Origin of the sequence: Vibrio sp. VPAP30 (genome assembly GCF_001188205.1) — a bacterium.
Lineage (GTDB): Bacteria > Pseudomonadota > Gammaproteobacteria > Enterobacterales > Vibrionaceae > Vibrio > Vibrio bivalvicida.
The window spans coordinates 105,671-131,660 of sequence record NZ_LBLS01000036.1; the positions used below are offsets into that span (position 1 = coordinate 105,671).

Below are 25,990 nucleotides of genomic sequence, written 5' to 3' on the forward strand. Positions count from 1 at the left end.
GGGCTTATGAATGACTATCTGAGCTAACTTCTAAAATCTATCGTCTTTGGTTATATGTAAGTCATGACTCGATCTTTTGATGAGCATGTTGATGTAATGAATGATAGTATCCGAATATCATTGCTTAATGATAAGTGTTTTATTTATCAATAACTTGCCAATCAAGTGTGCTGATTAAAAATAATAGTTGGCGTACTTTTTTTGTACTGAAATGCTGGTTGAACCATGAGTATGCGGGGAATCCAGTGTTTCAGGCACTCAATTGAGGTTTTTATGCTTACATCAATATTCGAAGCACTATTGAAGGGTGCTAGTGCAACAGCAATAACGGATGTGTTCCTGATAGCGTTAGCTATGATTTTTTTATTGTCTATGTGGTGGAGGCAATCTGGTAAGCACCATTCGTTTACAAATTACACACCAACTTTATTGACCTCTTTGGGAATACTCGGGACTTTCACTGGGATCATCTCAGGTTTGCTAGATTTCAATACTACTGACATTAACAATAGTGTCGGCCCCTTGTTAGAGGGGTTGAAAACAGCATTTATCACAAGTTTGGCTGGAATGTTGTTGTCTATTATCTACAAGGTAGTTATCTCTTCAGGCGTATTCAGCAAGGTGGTTGAAGGTGGTGAGGTGGAAGAGGATATAGATGTTGTAGATCTATACAAAGCAATGACCCTACAAGTTGAAAGCATCAATCAGTTACGTAAATCAATATCTGAGAACGACGAATCTAGTTTAGTTGGTCAGATTAAACTTACTCGGGCAGATCTAAATGAGAATCATAAATCTGCGGAAAAACTACTTTCAAGTGTTTCAGGGACCCAGCAGGAAACATTCAGTCAGTTTGAGAAAGAACTTTGGAACAAGTTGGATGAGTTCGCAGATATGATGTCTAAATCGGCAACGGAACAAGTTGTTGACGCTTTAAATCAAGTTATACAAGACTTTAATAATAATCTTACGGAACAGTTTGGTAGTAACTTCCAGAAACTCAATGATGCTGTGCTTGAGTTGGTCACATGGCAAGAGAACTACAAAACTCAACTGATGGATATGAAGCACCAGTATGACCAAGGAGTCTTGGCAATATCCAAAACAGAAGAATCTGTATCCAATATCAGTGAAGATGCCAAAGTTATTCCAGATACGATGAACATACTGAAAGAAGTCATGCAGGTGAATCAACATCAAATTCAAGAACTAGATAAACACCTAAATGCATTTAAAGATGTAAGAGATAAAGCGGTAGAAGCGGTGCCTGAAATTCGAGAGCAAATTGAAAATGCAATTGCAGGTGCTAAAGAAGCGAATGACAAACTAGCTGTTGGGATAGTTGAGAGTAGTGAGCATATCAGAACTGTTATATCAGAAGGTGCGGATAGTTATCGTGATACTGTGGATCAGACACGGGCGGCTTTAACAGAATCTGCTCAAGCAACAGCAAACTCGAGTGAGGAAATTAAGGATAGGTTAGCTTCAGCCTTAGAAGATATAAATACCCAGATGCATGGACTTATTATTGAGCTACAACAAGGGAATCAAACTCTTACGAGTAATTATAAGGAAGCTAGTCAACAAATACTTTCTGATACTGACAGAGTTAGAGATACGTTTACTGAGAGTATGGATTTAATGAAGAAAAGTTTATCTTCCACAATTGAAGAACAAGCGATAGAGCATAAAAGGCAGGCAGATAAAGTTTTTGCAGGCTTAGAAAAAACCATCGAAGAAACACTCTCACAGACAGGTGAATCGGTTCAGAAACAGGTCAATATGATTGATCAGACAATGGGAGAAGAAATTGAAAAAGTTATGCAATCTATGGGTACAGCTCTGACTTCAATCAGCGGTCGATTTACCGAAGACTATAGTCGGTTAGTGAAGAGAATGTCGGATATCGTGACTCAGCAAGTTTAGGCCAAAATGAATGAATTCAATTTTCGAACGTAAGCAAACTGAACAAGACGAATCCCATTGGTTATCTGTGTCTGACTTGATGGCAGGCTTAATGATGGTATTCCTATTCATAGCTATTGCTTTAATGCAGAGTGCTTTTAAAGAAAGAGACAAAATTAGAGAGGTTGCTGTAGCTTATCAGGAAAATCAAGTCGCTATTTTTGATGCTTTAATGCTGGAGTTCAATGACGATCTGAAAAGGTGGAACGCAGATATCGACGAGGAAACTCTAACATTTACTTTCAAGGCTCCTGAAGTGTTATTTAGTGGGGGGAGCTCTGAGTTAAGTTTAGCTTATCAGGAGCTTCTGGATGAGTTTTTTCCGAGATACATGGAGGTTTTAATGCCATTTAAGGAGTCTATCAATGAGGTTAGGATAGAGGGGCATACAAGTAGTGACTGGAAGGGACTGACAAAAGATCAAGCTTATTTTGAGAACATGCGATTGTCACAAGAAAGGACTAGAACAGTTCTTAACTACGTTTATAAACTTGATAGTACAAAAAACTATGCGTCTTGGCTCAAAAGTCATTTTTCTGCTGTTGGCTTATCTTCGTCAAAGTTACTTTATAACGATGATGGTACAGAGAATCAGTCTAAGTCGAGACGAGTCAGTTTGCGAGTGCTTACAAATGCTGATATTCAGATTAAGCAAATCCTACAAGGTGGATCAACATGAAGTTAAATGTTGATTTGTCTTCACTTTGGACGAAAGTGAATGAAATGGGAGCAGAGATTACCGACTTTGATATCGGGGTTGTATGGAAAGACAGTGATATCGAGTTCGATGATGAGCTAGAGAGTGGTGTCGATATTGACATATTAGATCTTTCTTCTGAAGCTGGCATACTTAGTGTTAAAGGAAGACAAGTTATACTCTTTATCCCTGACCATACTTTCAGAATAGAGAAAGCACTCATTAATGGTGCTGATGGTAATAAGTTTCATATAGCTGATTGTCAAAAGCTAGATGAGATGCGTCGAAAAAATCGTTTTAAAGAACGATATAAAATCACGAACAATCTATCAGGAAGTTTCCCTATTTACGGTGACTCCAACTACAAAGGTAGGTTGGAGGGTGAGGCTCAGCTCAATGTGTGTAAATGGTGTTTGAGCCAACTCAATTATCAAGGTGCAGCTAATGCTAGCTCGAAAGAAAGGGATGCCATAGTAGAACGATTTAGTATTGAAGAATTCTTTAAAACTTATAGCTCACTATTTAGGAAACTACCCAAGCAATATGTTGAGTTAGCTAAAAAAGGTTATTCTGAAGATTGGGGGGCTGTTTCTTCAAAAGTAAGGAAGAAAGCCGACTATGTTTGCCAGTATTGTTCTGTAGATTTGAAATCGGCCAAAAGATTGCTGCATGTACACCATCGCAATGGAGACAAGTCTGATAACTCTCCCGACAATCTCGTTGCTCTATGTGCGGATTGCCATAGGAAAGAGCCATTTCACGGACATATGTTTGTGAAACATGAAGATATGGTAAAAATAAACCAATTACGAAGTGATCAAGCTGTTTATGCTCAATGTGACTGGAACACAGTAAAAAGAAAAGCAGATCTATCGTTACAAGGGGTTTTAGATCATTGTGAAAAAGGTGGCTATACAGCCCCAGAAGTGGGTTATCACCTTAAAACGAATAATCACCTTGAAGCATTGATACTGGAGCTAGCTTGGCCTAAACGGAAGTTTGGTATTGTTCTTTCCGAACCAGTAGAGGTTGATGATTGGACTATTTTGTCTTTGAAAGAAGCCTTAGAATTTTTTGGGAAAAGAAGCAATCGCAAGCGTAAGCGATAATAAATTAAATGATACGAGCACTTTATGGTTGATATCCAAATAGTTGGCAGAGGTTTTGTTAAAAGTTGGTTCTAGATGGTAAATACAATTTCAGAATATATAAGTGAAGTTATCCGAGTTCTTCCTCGTTTTGCTCAAGATGGAAAATTGCCAGACAGAAGCGGTGTAGTTTGGTATCGAGGGGTTGGCTCGTTGGAATATGAATTGCTTCCACAACTAATTTGGTCGAAAAGGTTAGTCGATGAGAGTTCATATACACATAATTTTTTAGTTAGTTACAAATCAGTTTTGGGTAATAGAGTTGAAAATTCGTGGGAGTTATATGCGCTGATGCAGCATTACTCTCTGCCCACGAGATTGTTGGATTGGACTAAGTCGCCGTTAATCGCCTTATTTTTTGCGATCGAGCAATGGAAGCGGATACCAAAAGATGGGAATAATATAAATCCTTACGTGTGGTTAATTGACCCATATGGGCTTAACGACGTTTCTCTAGGGGTTCCTCTAGTGATTTGCCCAGATGAAACTAGGTTAAGAAACGGAAAGCTGCCAAAAGGGCAAGTAGATATAGACAAGTACTTGCCAGTCCCTTTGAATCCGATAGATCTTGAGCAAGACTACCCAGACAAACCTATTGCCATAGAAGCTTCTGCTACAAACCTGAGAATTACGACTCAACAAGGGTGTTTTACTCTTCATGGAGCAGATCAACGTCCTATAGACCAAATTATGGGTGAAGAAGGGAAGAGAATATGCAAGATCGAAATTAATAGGAATGTTATTGATGAACTGTCACGCGAGTTGAGAGTAATTGGTATAGATGATTTTCATGTTTATCAAGATCTTGATAGTCTATCAAGGCACCAAAAATTGTACTTTTAGGCTTCATGAATATGTATGTTTACCCTTCAAGCCCTTTGAAGAATCCGGCATGAGCCGTTGTTTGAGTGGAGAGTGATATGAACTTGAGAGAAAGTATCTTTTGCCATGAAATGTTTCTTGCTTCTAATGTAAGTTCAAGTTGTAGCTACGGTTCTAGTCATATTCGACAAATAGAAGAAACTTGGGATTTCGAAGACGACGAGTTTTATGACGAAATCAAGAGTCTTGAAATGGAAGGCTTGATAAAAAAAGATGGGGAATATTTTCAGGCAACGAAACAAGGACTCATTGCTCGAGAGAAAAGCTACCAAGAAAGAGGGCTGCGTCACCCTGTTCTACAAGCGCAAGTAGATAGTGTTTCGGACCTGATTATCGCACTTATGTCGAGCAACGAAAGAATGGGATTTGAGGCGCTAGAGTATACAGAATTTGAATTGGATGCGGTTAATATTTACTTGTGGAAGCTGTCTACGGAAGAGATTGATTCTGCGGTTAACTATTTATTAGATAATCAATTTATAGAGAAGGAAGCGTTTGATTTTTATAATGGAAATTATCACCATCTTACGGCTAAAGGTCGTAGGTATTATGCGAAAACAGTTACTGAACTTCTCAATATATCGTCTCCTCGTACTATTCTAAGTGCTGTGCCGGATTATGTTGAGCCCCCTGTTTTTACTGGTGATTATGCAGAAAATTTAGTCTATCGTTGGAATGAAGCAGAAAAATGCAGGGATGCAGAAGCTTGGTTATCTGCCACAACTATGTATGGCTCAATTTTGGAAACAGTGTTGATTTCTGTCTTACAAAAGAGAGAAGAAGACGCATATGCCTCCAGTTATTCACCAAAAAGAAAAATTTCGATAGAGCGATGGAGGCTTGATGATATGCTAAAGGTTGCTAATTGTATTGGCATCATCGATAACACATTAGCTGGGTATGGTAATGTGTTGCGAGATGCTCGAAACTTAATACATCCTTCGAAGCAGATTAAGGAAGCCAGCTACCCGGATAAAGAAAGCGCAAAAATTGCGGCTGAAGTTGTAAGGGCTATAGTCGCAAAAACTACGCAATTGTATGTTTAAACACAAATGTATAGAATTTGAACCGAATTTTTACTAATGCTACATAGTGTCGTATCCAGTTTTACTGGAGCAGATCAACTGTGTTGGGATTCTAGATAAGTTTGCATAGTTGTTGAAGTTATAAAAATGAGGATTCAATGGTCCCCTCCGAAGAACTTTTGGTTCATCGGAGATTTTGTTTTAACTGACTAACTTTAGTCCTTTGTTACCTGCTAGTGATACATTTCCTTCAGCAGCTGCGGTAATGTGCTCACTCCACCAGAACATGAGCTTCCTACGCTGTTCTAGGTACTCTGCACGGTTGTATGCCTTCCTAACGTCATTTCTGTCAACATGGGCTAATGCGGCCTCTATAACATCAGGATTAAAGCCTTGCTCGTTTAGAGTAGTACTTGCTAAAGCTCGTAACCCGTGGGAGACCAACTCCCCATCAAACCCCATTCTTTTTAAGGCCATATTAGCAGACTGGCTGTTTACATGACTTTTCGGTTTTTTGTTACTTGGAAAAATGTAATCTCTATGACTACTAATAGGCTTCATGATATCCAAAAGCGCCAATGTTTGCTCTGTGAGCGGGATAGTGTGAGGGCGCTTCATCTTCATTCTTTCTTTGGGAATAATCCAAACGCTATTTTCGAAATCAATGTCTTGCCAACGGGCTGTTGCGCTTTCAATTGGCCTTGTCATTGTGTGTAATTGCCATTCAAGTAAGCAGCGAGTAGATAGCGTAATGTTCGCATTCGCGATAGCTTGCATTAACTCAGGCAACCTTTCTGGTCTGATGGTTGCCATATGTTTACGCTTAGGTGCTGGAAATAGTTTGGTTATGTCTGCCAGATAGTTAACTTCTATATGCCCAGACGCTACGGCAAGGCGCATTACTTCGTTGATGATGCGACAGAGTCTTTTTACTGTTTCTAACGTTCCTTGAGCTTTTACAGGAGCAAGAATGTCTAGTACCAGTTTAGGCTTAATATCCTGAATGGGAACATTAGCGAGTTTAGGAAGGATATGCTTCTCAAGTGCTCGATATGCTTTCTCTGCTGTTTCTGGCTTCACACTTTCTTTTTTCAGCTCCAGCCACTTATCAGCAAGTTTGCCAAAGGTATTCTCAAGCTCAGCTCTTTCCATTAAGAGCTGTTCATCTTTATGTTGCTTAGGATCAATGTTGTGAGCGATTAGCTTTTTTGCATCTGCTCTTCTTTTTCTTGCTTCAGCAAGAGGTACGTCCGGATAACTACCGAAACTGATGTTTGTTCTTTTTTTCGTAATTGGGTGGGTGTATTTCAGAATCCATAGCTTTGTACCATTGGTTTTGATACGTAATTGAAGTCCATCACCATCAGAGAGGGTATATTCTTTGTCAGATTCTTTAGCTTGTTTGACTTGAGTATTCGTTAAAGGGACAACTCTTTTTGCCATGATGTACCACCAATATTGTCGATTCTTAGCCGTTGGTACATTCGATGGTACATCAAAACGTGGATGTTACAAGATGAGTATAGATTGCCATAGACAAGGATTAATTGCTGCGTATTGATTTTACTAGGGTGGGTAGACGTTGGTAGACATGTGTAGAAGAGAAAGTGGTGGCCCCTCGCAGACTTGAACTGCGGACCAATCGATTATGAGTCGACTGCTCTAACCACTGAGCTAAGGGGCCGTGTAGGGCAATGATTATAGGGGATGAAGATCTAGCTGTCTAGACGCTATCTAGGGTAAATGCGCTTAGATTTTATCCACTTAAATCGAGAAGTAACAAAAAAGGCGAGCTAGTGCTCACCTTTTCATCAATTTCAGCCAAGCTAAAAAAGAATAGACTACTCGTCTAGGAAGCTGCGCAGAGTTTCTGAGCGGCTAGGGTGACGAAGTTTACGTAGTGCTTTCGCTTCGATCTGACGGATACGCTCACGCGTTACATCGAACTGTTTACCAACCTCTTCTAGAGTATGGTCAGTGTTCATATCGATACCAAAACGCATACGCAGTACTTTTGCCTCACGAGGTGTAAGACCTGCAAGAACGTCTTTGGTAGCTACTTTTAGGCTTCCTGCAGTTGCAGAGTCTAGTGGTAGCTCAAGCGTAGTATCTTCAATGAAGTCACCTAGGTGTGAATCTTCATCATCACCGATTGGTGTTTCCATTGAGATCGGCTCTTTCGCGATCTTGAGTACTTTACGGATCTTGTCTTCTGGCATTTGCATACGCTCTGCCAGTTCTTCCGGAAGCGGCTCGCGCCCCATCTCTTGCAGCATTTGGCGTGAGATGCGGTTTAGCTTGTTGATCGTTTCGATCATGTGCACCGGGATACGAATAGTACGTGCTTGGTCTGCAATTGAGCGAGTGATTGCCTGACGGATCCACCACGTTGCGTAAGTTGAGAACTTATAACCACGACGATATTCGAACTTATCTACCGCTTTCATCAAGCCGATGTTACCTTCCTGGATAAGATCCAAGAACTGTAGACCACGGTTGGTGTACTTTTTCGCGATAGAGATTACTAGACGTAAGTTCGCCTCAACCATCTCTTTTTTCGCTCGGCGAGCTTTTGCTTCACCGATAGACATACGGCGGCTGATGTCTTTGATGTTCTGTACTGTTAGTGATGTCTCTTCTTCGATCACTTTCAGTTTCGCGATAGAGCGACGTATATCATCTTCACTACGACGAATCTTCTCAGCGTACGGCTTATCAGAAGATAGAATTTCGTCTAGCCATGCTTCGCTTGATTCATTACCAGTGAACAACGTAATGAACGACTTCTTCGGCATCTTGCCGTACTCAACTGACGCTTTCATGATTAAACGTTCTTGAGTACGTACGCGTTCCATAGAAGTACGCAGTTCTTCTACTAGGTAGTCGAATTGTTTAGGCGTTAGACGGAACTCTTTGAAGACATCAATAACCATTTCATGGGCAAGCGTCGCTTTCGGGCTTTCGCTGCCATACTCGTTACAAGCCAATTGGAAGTTTTGGAAAGTGTTACGTAAAGCCGTGAACTTCTCGAGAGCAAGCTCAGGGTCGATACCTGTATCTTCCTCTTCTTCCTCATCGTCCTCTGACTCTTCTTTGTCTTCTTCTTCAGCGTCTTCATCTTCAAGGTCTGATTCAGCAAGTTCAGAACCAATGTGCGTTGCTGTTGGTGCAGCAGTTTCATCAGCATCTGGGTCTACAAAGCCTGTAATAAGGTCTGTTAGACGTAGCTCTTCAGCTTGAACTCTATCAAATTGCTCAAGAATGTATGGGATAGTACCTGGATACTCCGCCACTGAGTTTTGAACTTGGTTAATACCATCTTCAATACGCTTCGCAATATCGATCTCGCCTTCACGAGTCAATAGCTCAACGGTACCCATTTCACGCATGTACATGCGTACTGGATCAGTAGTGCGGCCGATTTCGTTTTCTACGCTTGAAAGCGCAGCAGCAGCAGCTTCAGCTGCATCTTCATCGGTAATTGTATCGTCATCATTCAGAGCAAGATCATCAGCATCAGGAGCAGTTTCTACTACTCGAATGCCCATGTCATTGATCATCTGAATGATATCTTCGACCTGCTCTGAATCGACGATTTCTGCTGGCAGGTGGTCGTTTACTTCTGCGTAGGTCAGATAGCCTTGTTCCTTGCCTTTAATGACAAGTTGTTTTAGCTGTGACTGCGGATTTTGATCCATAGACGGTATCCAACTTAGTATCTGGTGAAGGAATTAGTATGCGAGTTGCAAACCACACATCTTAACAAATTTATTTATTGCTGACTATTCGAACAGGGTTACGCTTTTAAATCTAGCATTAAAGCTAGCAGCTCCCTTCTTTCTTCGGTTGATAAACCGACACTTCTTTCTTTGGCCTGCAGATTTTCAATTTGCTTTTCGACGCACTGGGCAAGAATCTTATCCAGTGAATCTAAAAATATATCTTGTTCATTATCTTCATCGAGGGGGATTTTCCACCCAGCGAGACGAGATAAGAGTGCCTCATGGCTACTATTTCGCCAGCGTTCTAATAACTGGCCCGTAGTGATATTGGGGTGCTGGTGACAATAATCAAGCACCTCAACAAATAAACTTAATCCCGGTACTGTTAACTCTCTCACAGTTGAGAGGTCTGGTACCATTTCAGCATAGCTCGGATTTTGAATAAGCAAAGCGATCACTTCGCGCATTGGCGTACGTTTGATCTCTTTATGCGGTTGAGGTCGAGTTTCGCTGGTCTTCTTACGTGTCTGACGTAGACGATTGTCAAAGCCAGTACGCTCATCCAATAATTTTTCTAGTAGTTCTTGGAAGTAGGGATCGGGAATCTTATCAATCAATGCACTGGCATGGGCACGTAGTGCTGACTTACCCTCATGACTGCCAAGATTCAAATTATGGATTTCTATCAGGTTATCGAACAAGTAGCTAGATAACGGTGTTGCATGCTCTATTTGTTGTTCAAACGCTTCTTTGCCGAACTTACGTACGTAGCTGTCTGGATCTTCGCCATCGGGCAAAAACAAGAATTTAAGCGTATTACCTGTTTTCAGATATTGCAGCGCATTTTCCAGCGCGCGCCAGGCCGCTTCTTTACCCGCTCGGTCACCATCGTAACAACAAACCACTGTGTTAGTTTGACGAAACAACAGTTGTACATGGTCACCAGTGGTTGATGTACCGAGTGAAGCAACAGAATAGTCGACGCCATATTGAGCGAGGGCGACAACGTCCATATAACCTTCTACCACCAAGATTTGTAGTGGCTCACGGTAGGCTTGCATCACCTCATAGAGGCCGTATAGTTCTTTGCCTTTATGGAAAATAGGTGTTTCTGGAGAGTTGAGGTATTTTGGTGTGCCATCACCAATAACCCGACCACCAAAACCAATTACCCTTCCTCGACGGTCTCGAATTGGGAACATTACTCGACCACGAAAACGGTCGTAGCGGTTGCCTTTATCATTCTCGATCAGCATGCCACCAGAGACTAGCATCTCTTGTGTTTGCGGCGTTTGACCAAAGTTCTTTCGAACCAAATCCCACTCATCTGCCACATAGCCAATACCAAACTTCTGCACAATTTGACCAGACAAACCACGGTCTTTGAGGTAATTAATCGCGTCTTTACTTTTCGGTTGCTTAAGCTGGTCTCGATAAAACTGACCAATACTGCCCATCAAGTCATACAGATTACGCTTTTGCTCAGAGTTTGCTTTGGGTTGGTTAGACTGAAAGCCGCCATTTTGGCGCTGCTCTCTTGGCACTTCTAACCCCAGATAAGAAGCCAGCTCTTCTATTGCTTCGACAAAATCGAGGCGTTCGTACTCCATCATAAAATCGATGGCATTGCCGTGCACACCACAGCCGAAGCAGTGGTAGAACTGTTTATCTTGCGAAACACTAAATGAGGGGGTTTTCTCGTTGTGGAAAGGGCAACAAGCGCCGTAGTTTTTGCCTTTTTTCTTAAGTTTTACGCGAGCGTCAATAATGTCGACAATATCAAGTCGAGCGAGGAGGTCATCAATGAAACTTCGAGGGATGTGTCCTGCCATAAAACCTTAGAAAAACGCACTAACAAATAGAAAAGGTAGATACAAACAAGCCGCGCATTCCGAAGGATAGCACGGCTTGTTGCAATTGGTTTGGGCTATTAAGTCAGTTTAGAGCGAACTAAACCACTTACTTTACCCATATCTGCGCGCCCTTGAATCTGAGGCTTAAGAACGCCCATCACTTTACCCATGTCTTGCATGCCCGCAGCACCTGATTCAAGTAATGCACTTTCAATCAGAGCAGCGACTTCTTCATCGGTAAGCGGTTGAGGCATAAAATCCTCAAGTACAGTGATTTCAGCTTTCTCAGCATCGGCGAGATCTTGACGACCCGCTGATTCAAATTGAGCCACAGAGTCGCGACGTTGTTTAACCATCTTGGTCAACACAGTAAGAATGTCGTCGTCGCCCAGAGTGATCTGTTCGTCAACTTCACGTTGCTTAATGGCTGACAGAGCTAAACGAATAGTACCAAGGCGCATTTTGTCCTTGGCTTTCATCGCTAATTTTTGCTCTTCTTTGAGATTGTCAATCAGAGCCATAACTATAATCCTTTAGGACTTAGCTATTAGTACAGGCGAACGCGACGAGCGTTTTCGCGAGCTAGCTTCTTAGCGTGACGCTTTTGAGCTGCTGCTTTAGCGCGTTTGCGAACTGTAGTTGGTTTTTCGTAGTGCTCACGACGACGCACTTCAGAAAGGATACCTGCTTTTTCGCAAGAGCGTTTGAAACGACGTAGTGCAACGTCGAACGGTTCGTTTTCACGTACTTTAACTACTGGCATATGCCTTTCACCTCAGGGGTTAATTCGTTAATGCTGACTTCACAGTACTTAGCTTAGCAGCTAGGTCTACATTCAGCTTGATCAAAAATGGTGCGGAATTTTAATCCGATCACACTAGCTTTGTAAAGTATTTTGTTGGGTAGAGTTTGCACAAAATTTGTTTGATAGGCGAAGGCACGGTAAGATTGCGCCAATTTTGAATAATAGACAGAGACATCCAAGGTAAACCATGCGCATTATTGGTATCGAAACCTCTTGTGATGAAACAGGAATTGCCATTTACGATGATGAGAAAGGACTACTTTCCCATCAGTTATATAGTCAGGTTAAATTGCATGCTGATTATGGCGGAGTAGTGCCTGAACTGGCTTCACGCGATCACGTCAAAAAAACCATACCGTTAATAAAAGCGGCAATGACGGAGGCAAATTTAACGCCCAAAGATATTGATGGCGTTGCCTACACGGCTGGTCCAGGTTTAGTTGGTGCGTTGCTTGTTGGAGCGACGATTGGACGCAGTATTGCTTATGCTTGGGGCGTACCTGCTGTGCCTGTCCATCATATGGAAGGGCATTTATTAGCTCCTATGCTTGAAGACAACCCACCACCTTTCCCATTTGTCGCAGTTTTGGTTTCTGGCGGCCATTCGATGATGGTTGAAGTAAAAGACATCGGTGAGTACAAAATCCTTGGTGAATCTATAGATGATGCCGCAGGAGAAGCTTTTGATAAAACGGCTAAGTTGATGGGACTAGATTATCCTGGAGGCCCTCTATTATCTAAGCTTGCAGAAAAAGGCACGCCTGGCCGCTTTAAGTTCCCACGTCCGATGACTGATCGACCTGGACTTGATATGAGCTTCTCTGGTCTCAAAACCTTTACTGCCAATACTATTGCCGCCAATGGCGATGATGAGCAGACTCGCGCCGATATTGCTTTAGCCTTTGAAGAGGCTGTGTGTGCGACTTTAACGATTAAATGTAAGCGAGCGCTAGAGCAAACAGGCTTTAAGCGCATCGTGATTGCAGGTGGAGTCAGTGCGAATCGCCGTCTGCGCGCTGACCTTGAGCAGCTAGCGAAGAAAATCGGTGGTGAAGTCTACTACCCACGCACTGAGTTTTGTACCGATAACGGTGCAATGATCGCTTATGCAGGTATGCAGCGTTTGAAAAATGGCGAAGTGGCTGATCTTTCAGTACAAGCCACGCCACGCTGGCCAATTGATCAATTAGAGCCGGTCAAATAAAGGTCAGGCCCAATAAAGAAGGTCGCTCAAGTAGCGGCCTTTTGTTTATCTTTACTTTAGTGTTCAGAGCTGTCGATAAGACAATCAATGATAAGCTCTTGTTTGATATAAATAACCAATGGGTAGAACCATGAAAAAATTTGTTGTCGATAATCGTGAAATGGCATATCAAGATATTGGTCAAGGTCCTGTAATTGTTTTTGGTCACAGCTATCTTTGGGATAGTGAAATGTGGGCACCGCAAGTTAAAGCTCTAAGTCAGCAATACCGCTGTATTGTTCCGGAGCTATGGGCACATGGTCAATCTGATTTTGCTCCTGAGTCGACGCGTTCTTTAACGGACTACGCCAAGCAGATTGTGGCTTTAATGGATCATCTTGATATTGAAACCTTCTCTATCGTTGGCCTGTCGGTTGGTGGTATGTGGGGAACTGAAGTAGTGAGCTTAGTACCACAGCGCGTGCAATCGTTGGTACTGATGGATACCTTTGTGGGCTTAGAACCTGAAGTAACTCATGCGAAGTACTTTGGAATGCTTGATACCATCAGCCAGCTACAAGCCGTGCCAGAACCATTGGTTGAAGCGGTGACACCACTGTTTTTTGCTAACAATGCACAGCAAGATAACCCTGAATTGGTTGAACGGTTTACGGAATCTTTGCGCTGTTTGAAAGGTGATAAGGCGGTTGAGGTTGCTCGTGTAGGGCGTATGGTATTTGGCCGTCGCGACCAAATTGAAGAGATCGAAAAATTCGCTTTACCGGTTTTGATTGCGGTAGGCCAAGAAGACAAACCTCGTCCGGTTCTAGAGTCATATCTGATGCACGATACCATTTCAGGTTCTGAATTGATTCAGATTCCGAAAGCGGGTCATATCTCCAATCTAGAGCAAGCTGATTTTGTTTGCAAAATGCTGATAAATTTTTTCGCTAAGACTTTATAACAAAAGAGAGCGAGCCCACTGGGCTCGCATTTTTAGATTACTCGTCGTCTAAGCATAAAGAGACTAACGGGTATTTTTGGTACTTCATTCGTTTGACACCAACAGATGGATCCATTGCTTTTATTCTGACATCATCCAATGTGGCACTGGTCACTTCCACCTCTTCCCACTCTTCAACTTCAGGGAACATATCGCTTAATGCCATACTTGCTAGCTCGACTAGTTCTGAAATTTCGAGTGAGCCAGTACAGTTAGCGCTCATGACATCATCGACTATTTCAGGGTCTTCACAGCTATAAACAAGCTCATTGGTTTGATCTTCTTCTTCATCAAGCATACTTACGGAGAAAGAAATAGAGAACGGGTAGTCTGTTAGGGTTACTGTCGGTTCTGCAAGATTGTCTGTTGCAGAGACAGTGACATTGAGATCAGCGTCACCACCAAATTTAGTGTGAGGGGGGCTGTCTTCACCACCTGTTTCCCAGCTCCACATCCATTCCACATCCACCATTGACACTGGGTCATCGACGTCAGTGGTACAGCTTACAGGTTCAATGTCGACTAAGGCAGGTTTTGCTGGCTTAGCTTGAACGTACGTAGCGGAAACGCATAGTGCACTTATAGCAAAGGCTAGGGCTGTCGGTTTCATAAAACCTCCAAATGTTAACGAAACATATACTTGGTTAATTAATAAACTTTAGGTCTAGGTTAGGCCGAGTCGAGGTAACCTTTTGAGCATAGAATTGGTGCTGTTGAGGGCAAGCGTAATGGTTAGAATAAAGTGCTATATAGTCAATAAAATACAAAGTTTCATATGCTTTAAATTACTTGTTTGTAATTAGTGGCTAAGTGAACATTTGGATAAGGGAGGAGATTGGGAGTCTCTGTTTTTCAAACTTATTCGATATCGCTATATCGATTTCTTTTCACCCACTTTGGGTTCTGTTCCTTCAAACAGGCGCTTGATGTTTTGATGATGGCGGAAAATTATCAAGCAGCACAGCATTGCAACGGGCAGTGTGTATTGCGGCTTAACCATCCACGTATAGAACGGTGCAAGTAAGACAGTGACAATTGCGGCAAGAGATGAGTAGCGAAACAAAAAGGCAACGCTTAGCCATGTTGCGATGATCATCCCTGTTAGATCCAACCCAATAGGGGCAATGGCACCCAAAGCAGTCGCAACCCCTTTGCCGCCTTTGAAGTGAAAAAACAGCGGATACATGTGACCTAAACAAGCGGCAATCGCAATAACTCCGAGAATGATAGGATCAATATCAAGGAAGTACCCCCCCCAGACAGGGATAGTGCCCTTCAACATATCACACAGAAGAACAGCGACTGCTGCCTTTTTTCCACCAATTCTTAGTACGTTAGTCGCCCCTGGGTTATTGGAACCGACGCCGCGAGGATCAGGTAAGCGCAATACGCGGCAAATAAGCACAGCACTCGAGATCGAGCCTAGAAGGTAGGCAAAGATGATCATTATCAGTGCTAGTGGGGTCATAGTAGAGTAACTCGTCCGAAACAGGTGTTAGCCAAGCAAGTAACTGATATCATATCGCGCTTGACGCTCTCAAACTACAAAATCTGTCCAGTTTGAGCTGCAAATAGTACGACTTTTTATTTAACTTGGGTATCCGACCTCTATGGTATCTGACCCTACAGGAAGCAACAAATGGATAAAGTATTTATTGAGCAACTCGAAGTGATTACCACAATCGGTGTGTATGATTGGGAGCAAGAGATCAAGCAAAAACTGGTGCTTGATATCGAAATGGCTCATGACAATCGCCCTGCAGGTAAAAGTGATGATGTGGTTGATGCGCTCGATTATGCCCAGGTTAGTCAAGCGGTACTATCACACATTGAAGCTGGCCGCTTCCTGTTGGTTGAGCGTGTTGCAGAAGAGGTGGCCGAACTGATTATGTCTCGCTTCAATGTACCTTGGATCAAGATTCGTTTAACTAAGCCGGGAGCAGTCCCTCAGGCTGCAGGTGTGGGTGTGGTGATCGAAAGAGGCACTGCATGATCACCACCTATATCGGTATTGGTTCAAACATTGAAAGACGCAAACATATCCAAGCCGCGATTACTGAGCTAAGCGCGATAGGCTGTGATATTCGTTTGTCGACTATCTATGAGTGTGAGTCAATTGGCTTTGATAGCAATGCTTTCTACAACCTTGTCGTAGAAATGAAAACTTCGTTAACTTTAACGGAATTTTCACGACAACTGCGTAAAATTGAGCTCAAATGGGGCCGAACTGAGAACGCTGGCAAGTTTGAGCCTCGCACTGTCGATCTCGATATTATCCTATTTGGTGATCAAACTTGTTCATCTAAGCCTGAGATACCGCGTGGTGATATTTTCAAGTATGCCTTTGTACTCAAGCCACTGTTTGAGCTTTGTCCGCAATTAGTGGTACCTCAGGATGGCCGGACGATTGAACAAATTTGGCAACAGGCCTCGTTTGATACTGATTTAGAAGCCATTCCCTTATGGTTTGACTAAGGTCACAAGACCTGAAAACGTGATGATATTTTAATGAGTTATTTTGAAGCTTTTGTTCTTGCTTTGATTCAAGGACTAACTGAATTTTTGCCTATTTCTAGTTCTGCGCATCTGATTCTTCCATCTGCCATTCTGGGTTGGGAAGATCAAGGCTTGGCGTTTGATGTCGCAGTGCATGTTGGTACTCTAGCTGCGGTGGTGATCTATTTCCGCAAAGAAGTGATCAGCCTGCTCTCAGCATTCTTAGGTTCGATTTTTAAAGGCGAGCGCAGCAAAGAAGCCAAGTTAGCATGGATGATTATCTTGGCAACTATTCCTGCTTGTGTATTTGGCTTGCTGATGAAAGATATCATTGAGCTGTATTTACGTAGTGCTTGGGTGATAGCAACGACCACTATCGTGTTTGGCATACTGCTTTGGTATGTCGATAAGCATTCCAAGCTTGCAGATGATGAGTACCAGGCGGACTGGAAGAAAGCGTTGTTTATTGGTATTGCTCAAGCCTTGGCTATGATCCCTGGAACCTCTCGCTCTGGGGCAACCATCACAGCAGCACTTTATTTAGGCTTTACTCGAGAAGCGGCAGCACGTTTCTCATTTTTAATGTCTATCCCAATCATATTATTGGCTGGAGGATATCTAGGCCTCAAGTTGGTGACTAGCGGTGAACCCATCCACTTAGGCTTTTTGCTGACAGGTATAGTGACTTCTTTTATTAGTGCCTACATCTGTATCCATTTCTTCTTGAAGCTTATTTCGCGTATGGGCATGACACCATTTGTTATCTACCGTTTGATTTTAGGTGTCGGCTTGTTCGCGTTTTTGATGATGAACTAAGTCTCTCAAATAGATACACAATCTTTACTAAGACCACATAGTCCAATCTCGCTTGCACCGCGACATTGTGATATATATGTGGTCTTTCTTTATCTCTCTTCTTTGATTGACGGTATGCGGATTTTTGCACTGACCCTAACCCTAGTTTTAGGCTGGCTACAATTTGAGCTGTGGTTCGGCAAGAATGGCATTTCCGATTTTCAGGCCGTGAATGCTGAAACTCAAGTTCAGCACCAAGTTAATGGCAACTTAAAAACTCGCAATGATGAAATGTTTGCGGAGATCGATGATTTACGCCAAGGGCTTGATGCGATTGAAGAACGCGCTCGCCATGAGCTTGGTATGATCAAAGAAGGGGAAACTTTCTATCGTATCGTTGGAGAGGACAATTAAATGTCTTCGACCCGTCAAATGTCTGTGGTAGCTGTTGTCCCAGCCGCTGGTGTGGGTAGTCGCATGAAAGCGGACCGCCCTAAGCAGTACCTCCAGATCCAAGGTCATACAGTATTAGAGCATACTGTTGAAAAACTTTTGCTCCATCCTATGGTCAATAAAGTTGTCGTCGCGATTACAGACGGTGACCCATACTATCCAGAACTTTCCTTAGCAGAGAACCCGAATGTTATTCGAGTGTCGGGTGGTAAAGAGCGGGCAGATTCAGTGTTATCCGCTTTGCAGTACATCGAGCAAAATCAACTCGCCGAATGGGCGTTAGTTCATGATGCGGCGCGGCCATGTTTCGCGCTAGAAGATGTCGATCGTTTGATGACAGAAGCTGATAACAATCAGTTGGGCGGTATTCTCGCGGCGCCAGTGAGAGACACGATGAAACGAGCGGATAGTGAGCAAAATATTGATCATACTGTCGAAAGAGAAGCATTGTGGCATGCACTGACTCCACAACTGTTTAAAACTCAGCCGCTAACAGAAGCATTGACGAAGGCGCTCGCAAGTGGTGTTGCCATCACTGATGAAGCGTCAGCAATGGAATGGTTAGGAGAAAAGCCCGCCTTAGTTCAAGGACGCGCTGACAATATAAAAATAACCCAACCAGAAGATTTAGCGTTAGCTGAGTTTTATCTAAATAGAAACAAAGGATAACTCATGATTCGAATTGGCCATGGCTTTGATGTGCATAAATTTGGTGGCGAAGGCCCTGTTATAATTGGTGGTGTTGATGTTCCTTATGAACAAGGGCTGATAGCCCACTCGGACGGTGATGTTGCTCTGCATGCACTGTGTGACGCGTTGCTAGGTGCAATCGCTGCTGGTGATATTGGTCGTCATTTCCCTGATACCGATGACAAGTGGAAAGGAGCCAATAGCCGAGATTTATTGCGCGATGTTTACCGCCGAGTGCGAGAACAAGGCTATATTCTTGGTAATGCTGACGTCACTATCATGGCGCAAGCACCTAAAATGGCGCCGCATATTGAATCCATGTGTCAGGTGATTGCCCAAGATCTGGAAACAGATATCGGTAACGTGAACGTGAAAGCAACGACGACTGAGCGTTTGGGTTTCACAGGGCGTAAAGAAGGTATTGCAACTGCAGCGGTTGTGGTGCTGATTAAAGTATAAATAGATTACTGGTTGCCTTGAGTTGTTTAGGCTGCCAAGTAACGGAAAAAACTATGTCTGATATTTTATCTCCATTGGCTTACTTAAATGGTAAGCCAGTTGCAAAGGGCAAACTAAAAGTAGAGCCTGAACACTTTCAAGTGAACGAAAACTTAGGTTTTGACTTCACTGGTAGCGGTGAACACCTTATGGTGCGTATCCGTAAAACGGGTGAAAATACTAGCTTTGTCGCTAACGAATTAGCCAAAGTATGCGGTGTCAAATCTAAAGACGTGAGCTGGGCTGGTCTTAAAGATCGCCACGCAGTCACAGAGCAGTGGCTTAGTGTCCATTTACCAAAAGGAGACACGCCAAATTTTAGTGCTTTCCTAACTCAGTATCCGAGTATTGAAATACTGGCGACAGACAGACATAACAAGAAGTTGCGCCCGGGTGACTTGGTTGGCAATGAATTTACGCTGACCATCACTGAAGTGAGCGATGTGCAAGATGTTGTGTCACGTTTAGAGTCTGTGGCTAAAACAGGAGTACCAAACTATTTTGGTAGCCAACGCTTTGGCAATCAGGGGAATAACCTTAACGAAGCTCGCCGTTGGGGGCGGGATAACGTCCGTACTCGCAACCAGAACAAACGTAGCCTTTATTTGTCTGCTGCCCGATCTTGGATCTTCAACACGATTCTATCAGAGCGTATTGAGAAAGATCTTTTCGCTCAACCAGTGATTGGTGACATTGTTTTGCAAGGTGATGAGCGAGTGACTATCACGCAGGACAATCTAGCTAGTGTGACGGAGCAATTGAGTTTAGGCCAAGCGCAAATTACTGCCGCAATGGCGGGCGACAACGCTTTACCGACTCAAGAACAAGCACTAGAGCTTGAGCAGCCGCATTTGGATGCAGAGCCTGACCTAATGGCTTTGATTCGTGGTAATCGCATGCGTCATGAGCGACGTGAGATTTCATTAATGCCTCAAGACCTCTCTTGGGAAGTTAATGGTGACCAAGTGACTTTGAAGTTCTCCTTAGATGCAGGCTGTTTTGCGACTGCCATTGTTCGAGAGCTAATTGAAGAGGTCGAAGTGGAGCGTCACTATCAATGAATGATAAGCCACTAAAAATCCTAATTAGTAACGATGATGGTGTTCATGCTGAAGGGATTCATGCCTTAGCCGATTCGTTAAGAGATATGGCAGAGGTGACGATCGTTGCGCCTGACCGTAACCGCTCTGGTGCTTCTAACTCATTAACGTTAGAACAGCCCTTACGTGTGACTGAAATTTCACCGAAGATTTTTTCAGTTCAAGGGACACCAACGGACTGTGTCCACTTTGCGCTCAATGAGTTGATGAAAGATGATTTGCCAGATCTCGTGCTAGCAGGAGTGAACCACGGTGCAAACTTGGGTGATGATGTACTTTACTCGGGGACTGTCGCTGCAGCAATGGAAGGTCATTTTCTTGGCGTACAAGCGATAGCATTCTCGCTGGTGGGTAAACACCATTTTGCAACCGCAGCGACCATTGCGCGCGAGTTAGTCTCTCAGCATGCAGCTAAACCTATTCCAACCAATAGACTTCTCAATGTTAATATTCCGGATGTTGAGCTTTCTCAGTTGAAAGGTACTCAGGTGACGCGACTGGGTGCGCGTCATCACGCTGAAGCGATGATTAAGCAGAAAGATCCGCGTGGTCATGATATTTATTGGTTAGGCCCTCCAGGTAAAGAACAAGATGCTGGAGAGGGGACGGATTTCTTTGCGATTGAGCAAGGCTACGTGTCAGTAACACCGCTGCAAGTTGACCTGACTGCGCACGAATCTCTGACAAGTATGGATAACTGGTTAAAGGAACAATAACAATGCTAAACCCACATGCTGACAGATTAATCGACTTTCTTGTCGCGAGTGGCATTCAAGATCAGAAAGTGCTCGATGCTATTTATCGTTTACCGAGAGAGCAGTTTGTTTCTCAAGCGATGATGCATCAAGCCTATGACAACAATGCATTGCCGATTGGGCAAGGGCAAACCATCTCTCAGCCTTATATTGTTGCTAAGATGACGGAAATGCTCGCTTTGACCAGACAAAGTAAGGTGTTGGAGGTCGGGACGGGTTCCGGTTACCAAACCGCAGTATTGGCTCAGTTGGTGGAGCACGTATTTTCTATTGAGCGGATTAAAGCTTTGCAATGGGAAGCAAAACGCCGCTTAAAACAGCTCGATATCTATAATGTTTCAACTAAGCACGGTGATGGATGGCAAGGCTGGAGTGCAAACGCACCATTTGATGCCATTATTGTCACGGCAGCCGCTGAATCTGTACCTTCGGCATTGCTGGGGCAGTTAACAGAAGGTGGGGTGATGGTGATTCCAGTCGGGCTTGAAGAGCAGCAGCTATTGAAGATAACCCGAAAAGGTGATGGGTACCTTTCTGAAGTGATAGAGATGGTGAGGTTTGTTCCTTTGGTTGCGGGTGATTTAGCGTAACAATGAAGCAATGGTCTAGTTTTCTTCTGGTTTTGGTTCTTTGCAGTGCATTAATAGGATGTGCTGCTCACTCTCCTGCGCCAGTAACTGGATTAAAGAAAGACTACAGTTCCGTTTCGCGCGGTAGTTATCGAGGCAGTTACTATCAAGTTGAAAAGGGCGATACGCTGTATTTTATAGCCTATGTCACAGACAAAGATGTAAAAGAAATTATTAATTACAATGGATTACAGTCGCCTTACACCATCTACCCTGGTCAAAAACTAAAGCTTTGGCAGCCTGCTTATACTGCACCGGCGTTTGGTGGCACTGGGGCGGGGGCTGTTGCCGCTGCGGTAGCCACACCGTCTACTCCAAGTAATAAGTCAAGTTCGAGTAAAAACTCGAATCAAAAGGTTAGCTCAACTCAAGCAAAGACAGGTCACAAAACGACCAAAAAAGATCCTCCTAAGAAGGTTGATCAATCGAAATCAAAGGAGTATGTTGGTTCTACAGGTAAACAAAATGTTAACAAGGTTGTTAGCAAACCAACGACCAACAATAAAAAAATTTCCAAGTGGTTATGGCCAACAAAAGGGAGAGTAATCAAAAACTTTTCTGCTGGAGATCAAGGGAATAAAGGCATTGATATCGCAGGACAGCGAGGTCAATCCGTCGTATCAACAGCAGGTGGCACCGTCGTTTATTCAGGCAATGCGCTACGTGGTTACGGTAATCTTGTGATTATAAAACATAACGACAATTACCTCAGTGCATATGCACACAATGACAGGTTGCTAGTACACGAAGGACAAAGTGTAAAAGCAGGCCAAAAGATTGCAACAATGGGCAGCTCAGGAACAAGCAGCGTTCGTTTGCACTTTGAAATTCGCTATCAAGGTAAGTCAGTGAATCCAAAACGCTACTTACCGTAATAATTTACTGTTAGGTAAAATAGCGACATTAGACGTAGTAATGTCTTGCTAGCTCGCCAGGGGGAGGCGCTATGAGTATCAGCAATACAGCAACGAAAGTCGAAGAATTCGAAATCGGTCAAGAAACGATGGAAACGTTTCGAGCCGAAAAACCAGCAAAACCCACTCAAGCTGAAGAAGCCAAAGAAGAGTTTGACGCATCGACAAAAAGCCTTGATGCCACACAACTTTACCTAGGTGAAATCGGTTTTTCTCCACTACTTACCGCTGAAGAAGAAGTTCTCTATGCGCGTCGTGCATTACGTGGTGATGAAGCAGCGCGTAAACGCATGATCGAAAGCAATCTTCGTTTAGTAGTGAAAATATCTCGTCGTTACAGCAACCGTGGCCTAGCACTTCTTGATCTGATTGAAGAGGGCAATTTGGGCTTGATCCGCGCGGTTGAAAAGTTCGATCCAGAACGAGGTTTTAGATTTTCAACCTACGCCACATGGTGGATTCGCCAAACCATTGAACGTGCGTTGATGAACCAAACCCGCACGATTCGCTTACCTATTCATGTAGTTAAAGAGTTGAATATTTACCTGCGTACTGCACGTGAGTTGTCACAAAAACTTGACCATGAGCCAACAGCAGAAGAAATTGCGACTCAACTTGATAAGCCAGTTGACGATGTAAGTAAGATGCTGCGTCTTAATGAACGTATCAGTTCTGTCGATACCCCTATTGGTGGTGATGGTGAAAAAGCGTTGCTTGATATCATCCCGGATATCAACAATTCTGACCCAGAAGTTTCTACCCAAGATGACGACATTAAGAATTCGTTGATCCACTGGTTAGATGAGCTGAATCCAAAACAAAAAGAAGTATTAGCACGTCGCTTTGGCCTTCTTGGTTATGAGCCTTCGACTTTAGAAGAAGTAGGACGTGAGATTAATCTGACTCGTGAACGCGTACGCCAAATTCAAGTGGAAGGTTTACGTCGACTTAGAGAGATTCTTATCAAACAGGGGCTAAATATGGAAAATCTATTTAGTGTGACTGAAGATTAATCCTGAGGCTGATAGCAAAAAGCCTTGGAGTTGTTCCAAGGCTTTTTTGTTGTGAGAGAATAGCTAATTATTCGGCTTTTAATGCTGGGAACACTTTAACCAGTTTGATCCGGTTCTCTTCTAGTTCCACAATCTCCATTGGGTGACCAGAGACTTGAACGCTAAGATGGCTCTCAGGAATATCTTCTAAATGCTCAAGAATCAAACCATTGAGGGTTCTTGGTCCGTCGGTAGGTAGTGTCCACTTCAGTCCCTTGTTAATATCGCGAATGTTTGCGCTGGCTTCAATCAAGAAGCTACCATCGCCTTGTGGAGTGATCTCATCAGATAAGCTTGGCGCGATGGAGGTAGTAAACTCACCAACGATCTCTTCTAGAATATCTTCTAATGTTATCAGGCCAATAATGTCGCCATACTCATCGACAATAAGACCAATACGCTCTTTATTACGTTGAAACTTCAGTAGTTGTACGTTCAGAGGAGTACTTTCTGGAATGAAGTAAACTTCATCGGCTGCACGTAATAAGGTCTCTTTGGTGAACTCATTTTTCTCTAGCATCAAGCGGTAAGACTCGCGCAGACGCAGCATACCGACTACTTCATCGATTTGATCGCGATACAATACTACTCTGCCATGTGGTGAATGAGTTAACTGACGGACTATCGATTTCCAATCATCGTTGATGTCGATACCAGTGATTTCATTACGAGGTACCATGATGTCATTAACCGTGACATGCTCTAAATCGAGAATCGAAATTAACATATCTTGGTGACGACGTGGAATCAGGCTACCCGCTTCATTCACGACGGTTCGCAGCTCTTCAGAGCTTAAGTGATCATCGCCGCCATGATCTGCGTTGATCCCTAATAAGCGAATAAAGCCATTGGTGATAAAGTTAACCAACATTACCAATGGAGATAGAACCTTCATTAAAATAGTCAGTAAGATGCTACTCGCGTAAGAAACCCTCTCAGGGTACAAGGCTGCGAGTGTCTTAGGGGTCACTTCGGCAAAGACAAGAATGACTAAGGTGAGAACGCCTGTCGCGATGGCGACTCCGAGATCACCGAATAGACGCATACCAAGAATGGTAGCGATTGCTGAAGCAAGTATATTGACGAGGTTGTTGCCGATGAGAATCAAGCCGATTAAACGATCAGGGCGATCGAGTAGTTTTTCAACTCGTTTTGCCCCTTTGTGGCCAGTATTTGCTAGGTGCTTGAGGCGGTATCGGTTCAGAGCCATCATCCCTGTCTCGGAACCTGAAAAATATCCTGAAATAACAATAAGACACGCGAGGAGCGTAAACAAGATACCCGTTGAAATGTCGTCCAAAGCCAATCTTTTCCTTGTTATGTTTGGTTAATTTATGACCTAATTTTGGGGTTAAGTCAATTTTCAAAATAGAACTGGATATTGTAAAAGAAAGGTGCGTTCAACGTACCTTTGCTGATACGAGTGAAGCTAACGAAGAATGATCTCTCGTACAAATCGGCTACCAAAATAGGCCAAAGTAAGCAACGTCGCACCTGCGACAGAAAACCATGTGACTTTTCGGCCACGCCAACCTTTTTGATAGTGCCCCCAAAGTAGCACTGAGTAGACCACCCACGCGATAAAAGAAAGGATGCCTTTATGTGCTTTCCCTTGGGCAAACATATCTTGCACAAAAACAAAGCCAGTCAGCAATGTACCTGTTAACAATAAATTACCAATCAAGATGATATTAAATAGCTGTCGCTCGACCATTAAAAGCGGTGGCAGGTTTGGATTTATTGCCAGTGCCTTCTTCGCTTTGAGTTTGTGGTCTAACCAAGCGAGTTGCAGTGCGTATAGTGCACCGATAGTAAGGGTTGAATAAGAAAACAGAGCAAAAGAAATATGAATCAGCAGCTTAGGATCTTGTTCTAGATGGGTAATAAAAGTACTCGGTAAGAAGGCAGCAGCTATGAGGTTAAGTGCTGAAAAACTATACACCACAGGTAGCAAGAACCAAAGGCGAGTTTTCAGCATAGCACCACTCATTACTAAGGAGATGATAAAACCAATCAGTGAGGCGACATTTAGAATACTAAGGTTCTGGCCGGAGCTACCTAAGATAAGATCGCTGAGCAGCCACGCATGAAACGCCAACGCTAGGATGGCACTAACGAAGACAGTTTTTACGCGGATACCTGTTTGATGTACAAGTCCCGGAACTATGGTTGCAATCGCTAGTAGATACAGTATTGCGGCAACAATGGCGATTAAGTTGTCCATTATTCTCTATGAGCTGGTGAATTTTTAACAAATTATACCTTGCATCAACGGCTTGAGCTATGACTTATCACTTTCAATTGCGTGACTTGAGATATCAAAGT

General features: G+C 43.2%; 27 protein-coding genes and 1 tRNA gene. 18 read left to right on the forward strand and 10 right to left on the reverse strand.

Annotation, left to right across the window (positions count from 1 at the left end; all coding sequences use genetic code 11):
• The first annotated feature begins 273 nt into the window (after positions 1-273).
• The 5 genes from ZX61_RS15920 to ZX61_RS15940 all read left to right on the forward strand — a co-directional run bounded on the left by ZX61_RS15920 (position 274) and on the right by ZX61_RS15940 (position 5,738).
• Entirely contained in the window at positions 274-1,926 is a 1,653-nt protein-coding gene (locus ZX61_RS15920) for a hypothetical protein (protein ID WP_049845585.1), read from the forward strand.
• Between the two features lie 10 nt (positions 1,927-1,936).
• On the forward strand, positions 1,937-2,644 hold the full coding sequence (locus ZX61_RS15925; RefSeq protein WP_049845586.1) for an OmpA/MotB family protein: 708 nt from the start codon (positions 1,937-1,939) through the stop codon (positions 2,642-2,644).
• A complete protein-coding gene (locus ZX61_RS15930; protein ID WP_049845587.1) occupies positions 2,641-3,771 on the forward strand; it encodes an HNH endonuclease in 1,131 nt (376 codons plus the stop codon). The genes ZX61_RS15925 and ZX61_RS15930 overlap by 4 nt, the downstream gene beginning before the upstream one ends.
• A 75-nt stretch (positions 3,772-3,846) precedes the next feature.
• Entirely contained in the window at positions 3,847-4,653 is an 807-nt protein-coding gene (locus ZX61_RS15935; RefSeq protein ID WP_049845588.1) for an FRG domain-containing protein, read from the forward strand.
• Between the two features lie 77 nt (positions 4,654-4,730).
• Positions 4,731-5,738, forward strand: coding sequence for a hypothetical protein (locus ZX61_RS15940; RefSeq protein ID WP_049845589.1), 1,008 nt, complete (start codon positions 4,731-4,733; stop codon positions 5,736-5,738).
• 180 nt (positions 5,739-5,918) lie between these two features.
• On the opposite strand, the gene ZX61_RS15945 is transcribed toward ZX61_RS15940, so the two are convergent.
• From ZX61_RS15945 to rpsU, 6 genes are all read right to left on the reverse strand, one after another.
• Positions 5,919-7,160: an integrase domain-containing protein gene (locus tag ZX61_RS15945; RefSeq protein ID WP_049845590.1), complete on the reverse strand. Its 1,242-nt coding sequence runs from the start codon at positions 7,158-7,160 to the stop codon at positions 5,919-5,921.
• A 165-nt stretch (positions 7,161-7,325) separates the two neighbouring features.
• Positions 7,326-7,401: transfer RNA gene (locus tag ZX61_RS15950), tRNA-Ile, on the reverse strand.
• A gap of 157 nt (positions 7,402-7,558) precedes the next feature.
• Positions 7,559-9,415, reverse strand: coding sequence for an RNA polymerase sigma factor RpoD (gene rpoD, locus ZX61_RS15955; protein WP_049845591.1), 1,857 nt, complete (start codon positions 9,413-9,415; stop codon positions 7,559-7,561).
• Between the two features lie 98 nt (positions 9,416-9,513).
• Positions 9,514-11,271: a DNA primase gene (dnaG, locus tag ZX61_RS15960; protein WP_049845592.1), complete on the reverse strand. Its 1,758-nt coding sequence runs from the start codon at positions 11,269-11,271 to the stop codon at positions 9,514-9,516.
• 98 nt (positions 11,272-11,369) lie between these two features.
• The gene (locus ZX61_RS15965) at positions 11,370-11,813 is read right to left on the reverse strand and encodes a GatB/YqeY domain-containing protein (protein ID WP_049845593.1); all 444 of its coding nucleotides are present in this window, start codon (positions 11,811-11,813) and stop codon (positions 11,370-11,372) included.
• 26 nt (positions 11,814-11,839) lie between these two features.
• Positions 11,840-12,055: a 30S ribosomal protein S21 gene (rpsU, locus tag ZX61_RS15970; RefSeq protein ID WP_001145625.1), complete on the reverse strand. Its 216-nt coding sequence runs from the start codon at positions 12,053-12,055 to the stop codon at positions 11,840-11,842.
• 229 nt (positions 12,056-12,284) lie between these two features.
• On the opposite strand from rpsU, the gene tsaD reads away from it, so the two are divergent.
• Positions 12,285-13,301, forward strand: a complete 1,017-nt coding sequence (gene tsaD / locus ZX61_RS15975) for a tRNA (adenosine(37)-N6)-threonylcarbamoyltransferase complex transferase subunit TsaD (RefSeq protein ID WP_049845594.1) — start codon at positions 12,285-12,287, stop codon at positions 13,299-13,301.
• A 130-nt stretch (positions 13,302-13,431) separates the two neighbouring features.
• Positions 13,432-14,244, forward strand: coding sequence for an alpha/beta fold hydrolase (locus ZX61_RS15980; RefSeq protein ID WP_049845595.1), 813 nt, complete (start codon positions 13,432-13,434; stop codon positions 14,242-14,244).
• A gap of 37 nt (positions 14,245-14,281) precedes the next feature.
• Here the strand turns inward: ZX61_RS15980 and ZX61_RS15985 are convergent, their stop codons facing one another.
• A complete protein-coding gene (locus ZX61_RS15985; RefSeq protein WP_049845596.1) occupies positions 14,282-14,893 on the reverse strand; it encodes a hypothetical protein in 612 nt (203 codons plus the stop codon).
• Between the two features lie 261 nt (positions 14,894-15,154).
• Complete coding sequence (plsY, locus tag ZX61_RS15990) at positions 15,155-15,751, reverse strand: glycerol-3-phosphate 1-O-acyltransferase PlsY (RefSeq protein WP_049845597.1); 597 nt, start codon at positions 15,749-15,751, stop codon at positions 15,155-15,157.
• A gap of 171 nt (positions 15,752-15,922) precedes the next feature.
• Here plsY and folB point away from each other — a divergent pair, with 171 nt between their 5' ends.
• The 11 genes from folB to rpoS all read left to right on the forward strand — a co-directional run bounded on the left by folB (position 15,923) and on the right by rpoS (position 23,626).
• A complete protein-coding gene (gene folB / locus ZX61_RS15995) occupies positions 15,923-16,276 on the forward strand; it encodes a bifunctional dihydroneopterin aldolase/7,8-dihydroneopterin epimerase (protein ID WP_049845598.1) in 354 nt (117 codons plus the stop codon).
• On the forward strand, positions 16,273-16,758 hold the full coding sequence (gene folK / locus ZX61_RS16000; RefSeq protein WP_049845599.1) for a 2-amino-4-hydroxy-6-hydroxymethyldihydropteridine diphosphokinase: 486 nt from the start codon (positions 16,273-16,275) through the stop codon (positions 16,756-16,758). Before folB ends, folK begins: the two co-directional genes overlap by 4 nt.
• Positions 16,759-16,791: 33 nt before the next feature.
• A complete protein-coding gene (locus ZX61_RS16005; RefSeq protein WP_049845600.1) occupies positions 16,792-17,595 on the forward strand; it encodes an undecaprenyl-diphosphate phosphatase in 804 nt (267 codons plus the stop codon).
• A gap of 114 nt (positions 17,596-17,709) precedes the next feature.
• Positions 17,710-17,988, forward strand: coding sequence for a cell division protein FtsB (gene ftsB, locus ZX61_RS16010; RefSeq protein ID WP_004742582.1), 279 nt, complete (start codon positions 17,710-17,712; stop codon positions 17,986-17,988).
• Positions 17,989-18,696, forward strand: a complete 708-nt coding sequence (gene ispD / locus ZX61_RS16015; protein WP_049845601.1) for a 2-C-methyl-D-erythritol 4-phosphate cytidylyltransferase — start codon at positions 17,989-17,991, stop codon at positions 18,694-18,696.
• A gap of 3 nt (positions 18,697-18,699) precedes the next feature.
• A complete protein-coding gene (ispF, locus tag ZX61_RS16020; RefSeq protein ID WP_049845602.1) occupies positions 18,700-19,176 on the forward strand; it encodes a 2-C-methyl-D-erythritol 2,4-cyclodiphosphate synthase in 477 nt (158 codons plus the stop codon).
• 53 nt (positions 19,177-19,229) lie between these two features.
• Positions 19,230-20,276: a tRNA pseudouridine(13) synthase TruD gene (truD, locus tag ZX61_RS16025; RefSeq protein WP_049845603.1), complete on the forward strand. Its 1,047-nt coding sequence runs from the start codon at positions 19,230-19,232 to the stop codon at positions 20,274-20,276.
• On the forward strand, positions 20,273-21,031 hold the full coding sequence (gene surE, locus ZX61_RS16030) for a 5'/3'-nucleotidase SurE (protein ID WP_049845604.1): 759 nt from the start codon (positions 20,273-20,275) through the stop codon (positions 21,029-21,031). The genes truD and surE overlap by 4 nt, the downstream gene beginning before the upstream one ends.
• A 2-nt stretch (positions 21,032-21,033) precedes the next feature.
• Entirely contained in the window at positions 21,034-21,660 is a 627-nt protein-coding gene (locus ZX61_RS16035; protein ID WP_049845605.1) for a protein-L-isoaspartate(D-aspartate) O-methyltransferase, read from the forward strand.
• Between the two features lie 2 nt (positions 21,661-21,662).
• On the forward strand, positions 21,663-22,574 hold the full coding sequence (gene nlpD, locus ZX61_RS16040; RefSeq protein WP_049845606.1) for a murein hydrolase activator NlpD: 912 nt from the start codon (positions 21,663-21,665) through the stop codon (positions 22,572-22,574).
• Positions 22,575-22,645: 71 nt separating this feature from the next.
• Positions 22,646-23,626 (forward strand): RNA polymerase sigma factor RpoS, encoded by a 981-nt coding sequence (rpoS, locus tag ZX61_RS16045; protein ID WP_049845607.1) that lies wholly within the window; start codon positions 22,646-22,648, stop codon positions 23,624-23,626.
• Between the two features lie 67 nt (positions 23,627-23,693).
• Here rpoS and ZX61_RS16050 read toward each other — a convergent pair whose 3' ends face one another.
• Together ZX61_RS16050 and ZX61_RS16055 are read right to left on the reverse strand one after the other, a co-directional pair.
• A complete protein-coding gene (locus tag ZX61_RS16050; protein WP_049845735.1) occupies positions 23,694-24,965 on the reverse strand; it encodes an HlyC/CorC family transporter in 1,272 nt (423 codons plus the stop codon).
• 129 nt (positions 24,966-25,094) lie between these two features.
• Positions 25,095-25,889, reverse strand: coding sequence for a cytochrome C assembly family protein (locus ZX61_RS16055; protein WP_049845608.1), 795 nt, complete (start codon positions 25,887-25,889; stop codon positions 25,095-25,097).
• Positions 25,890-25,990 lie beyond the last annotated feature (101 nt).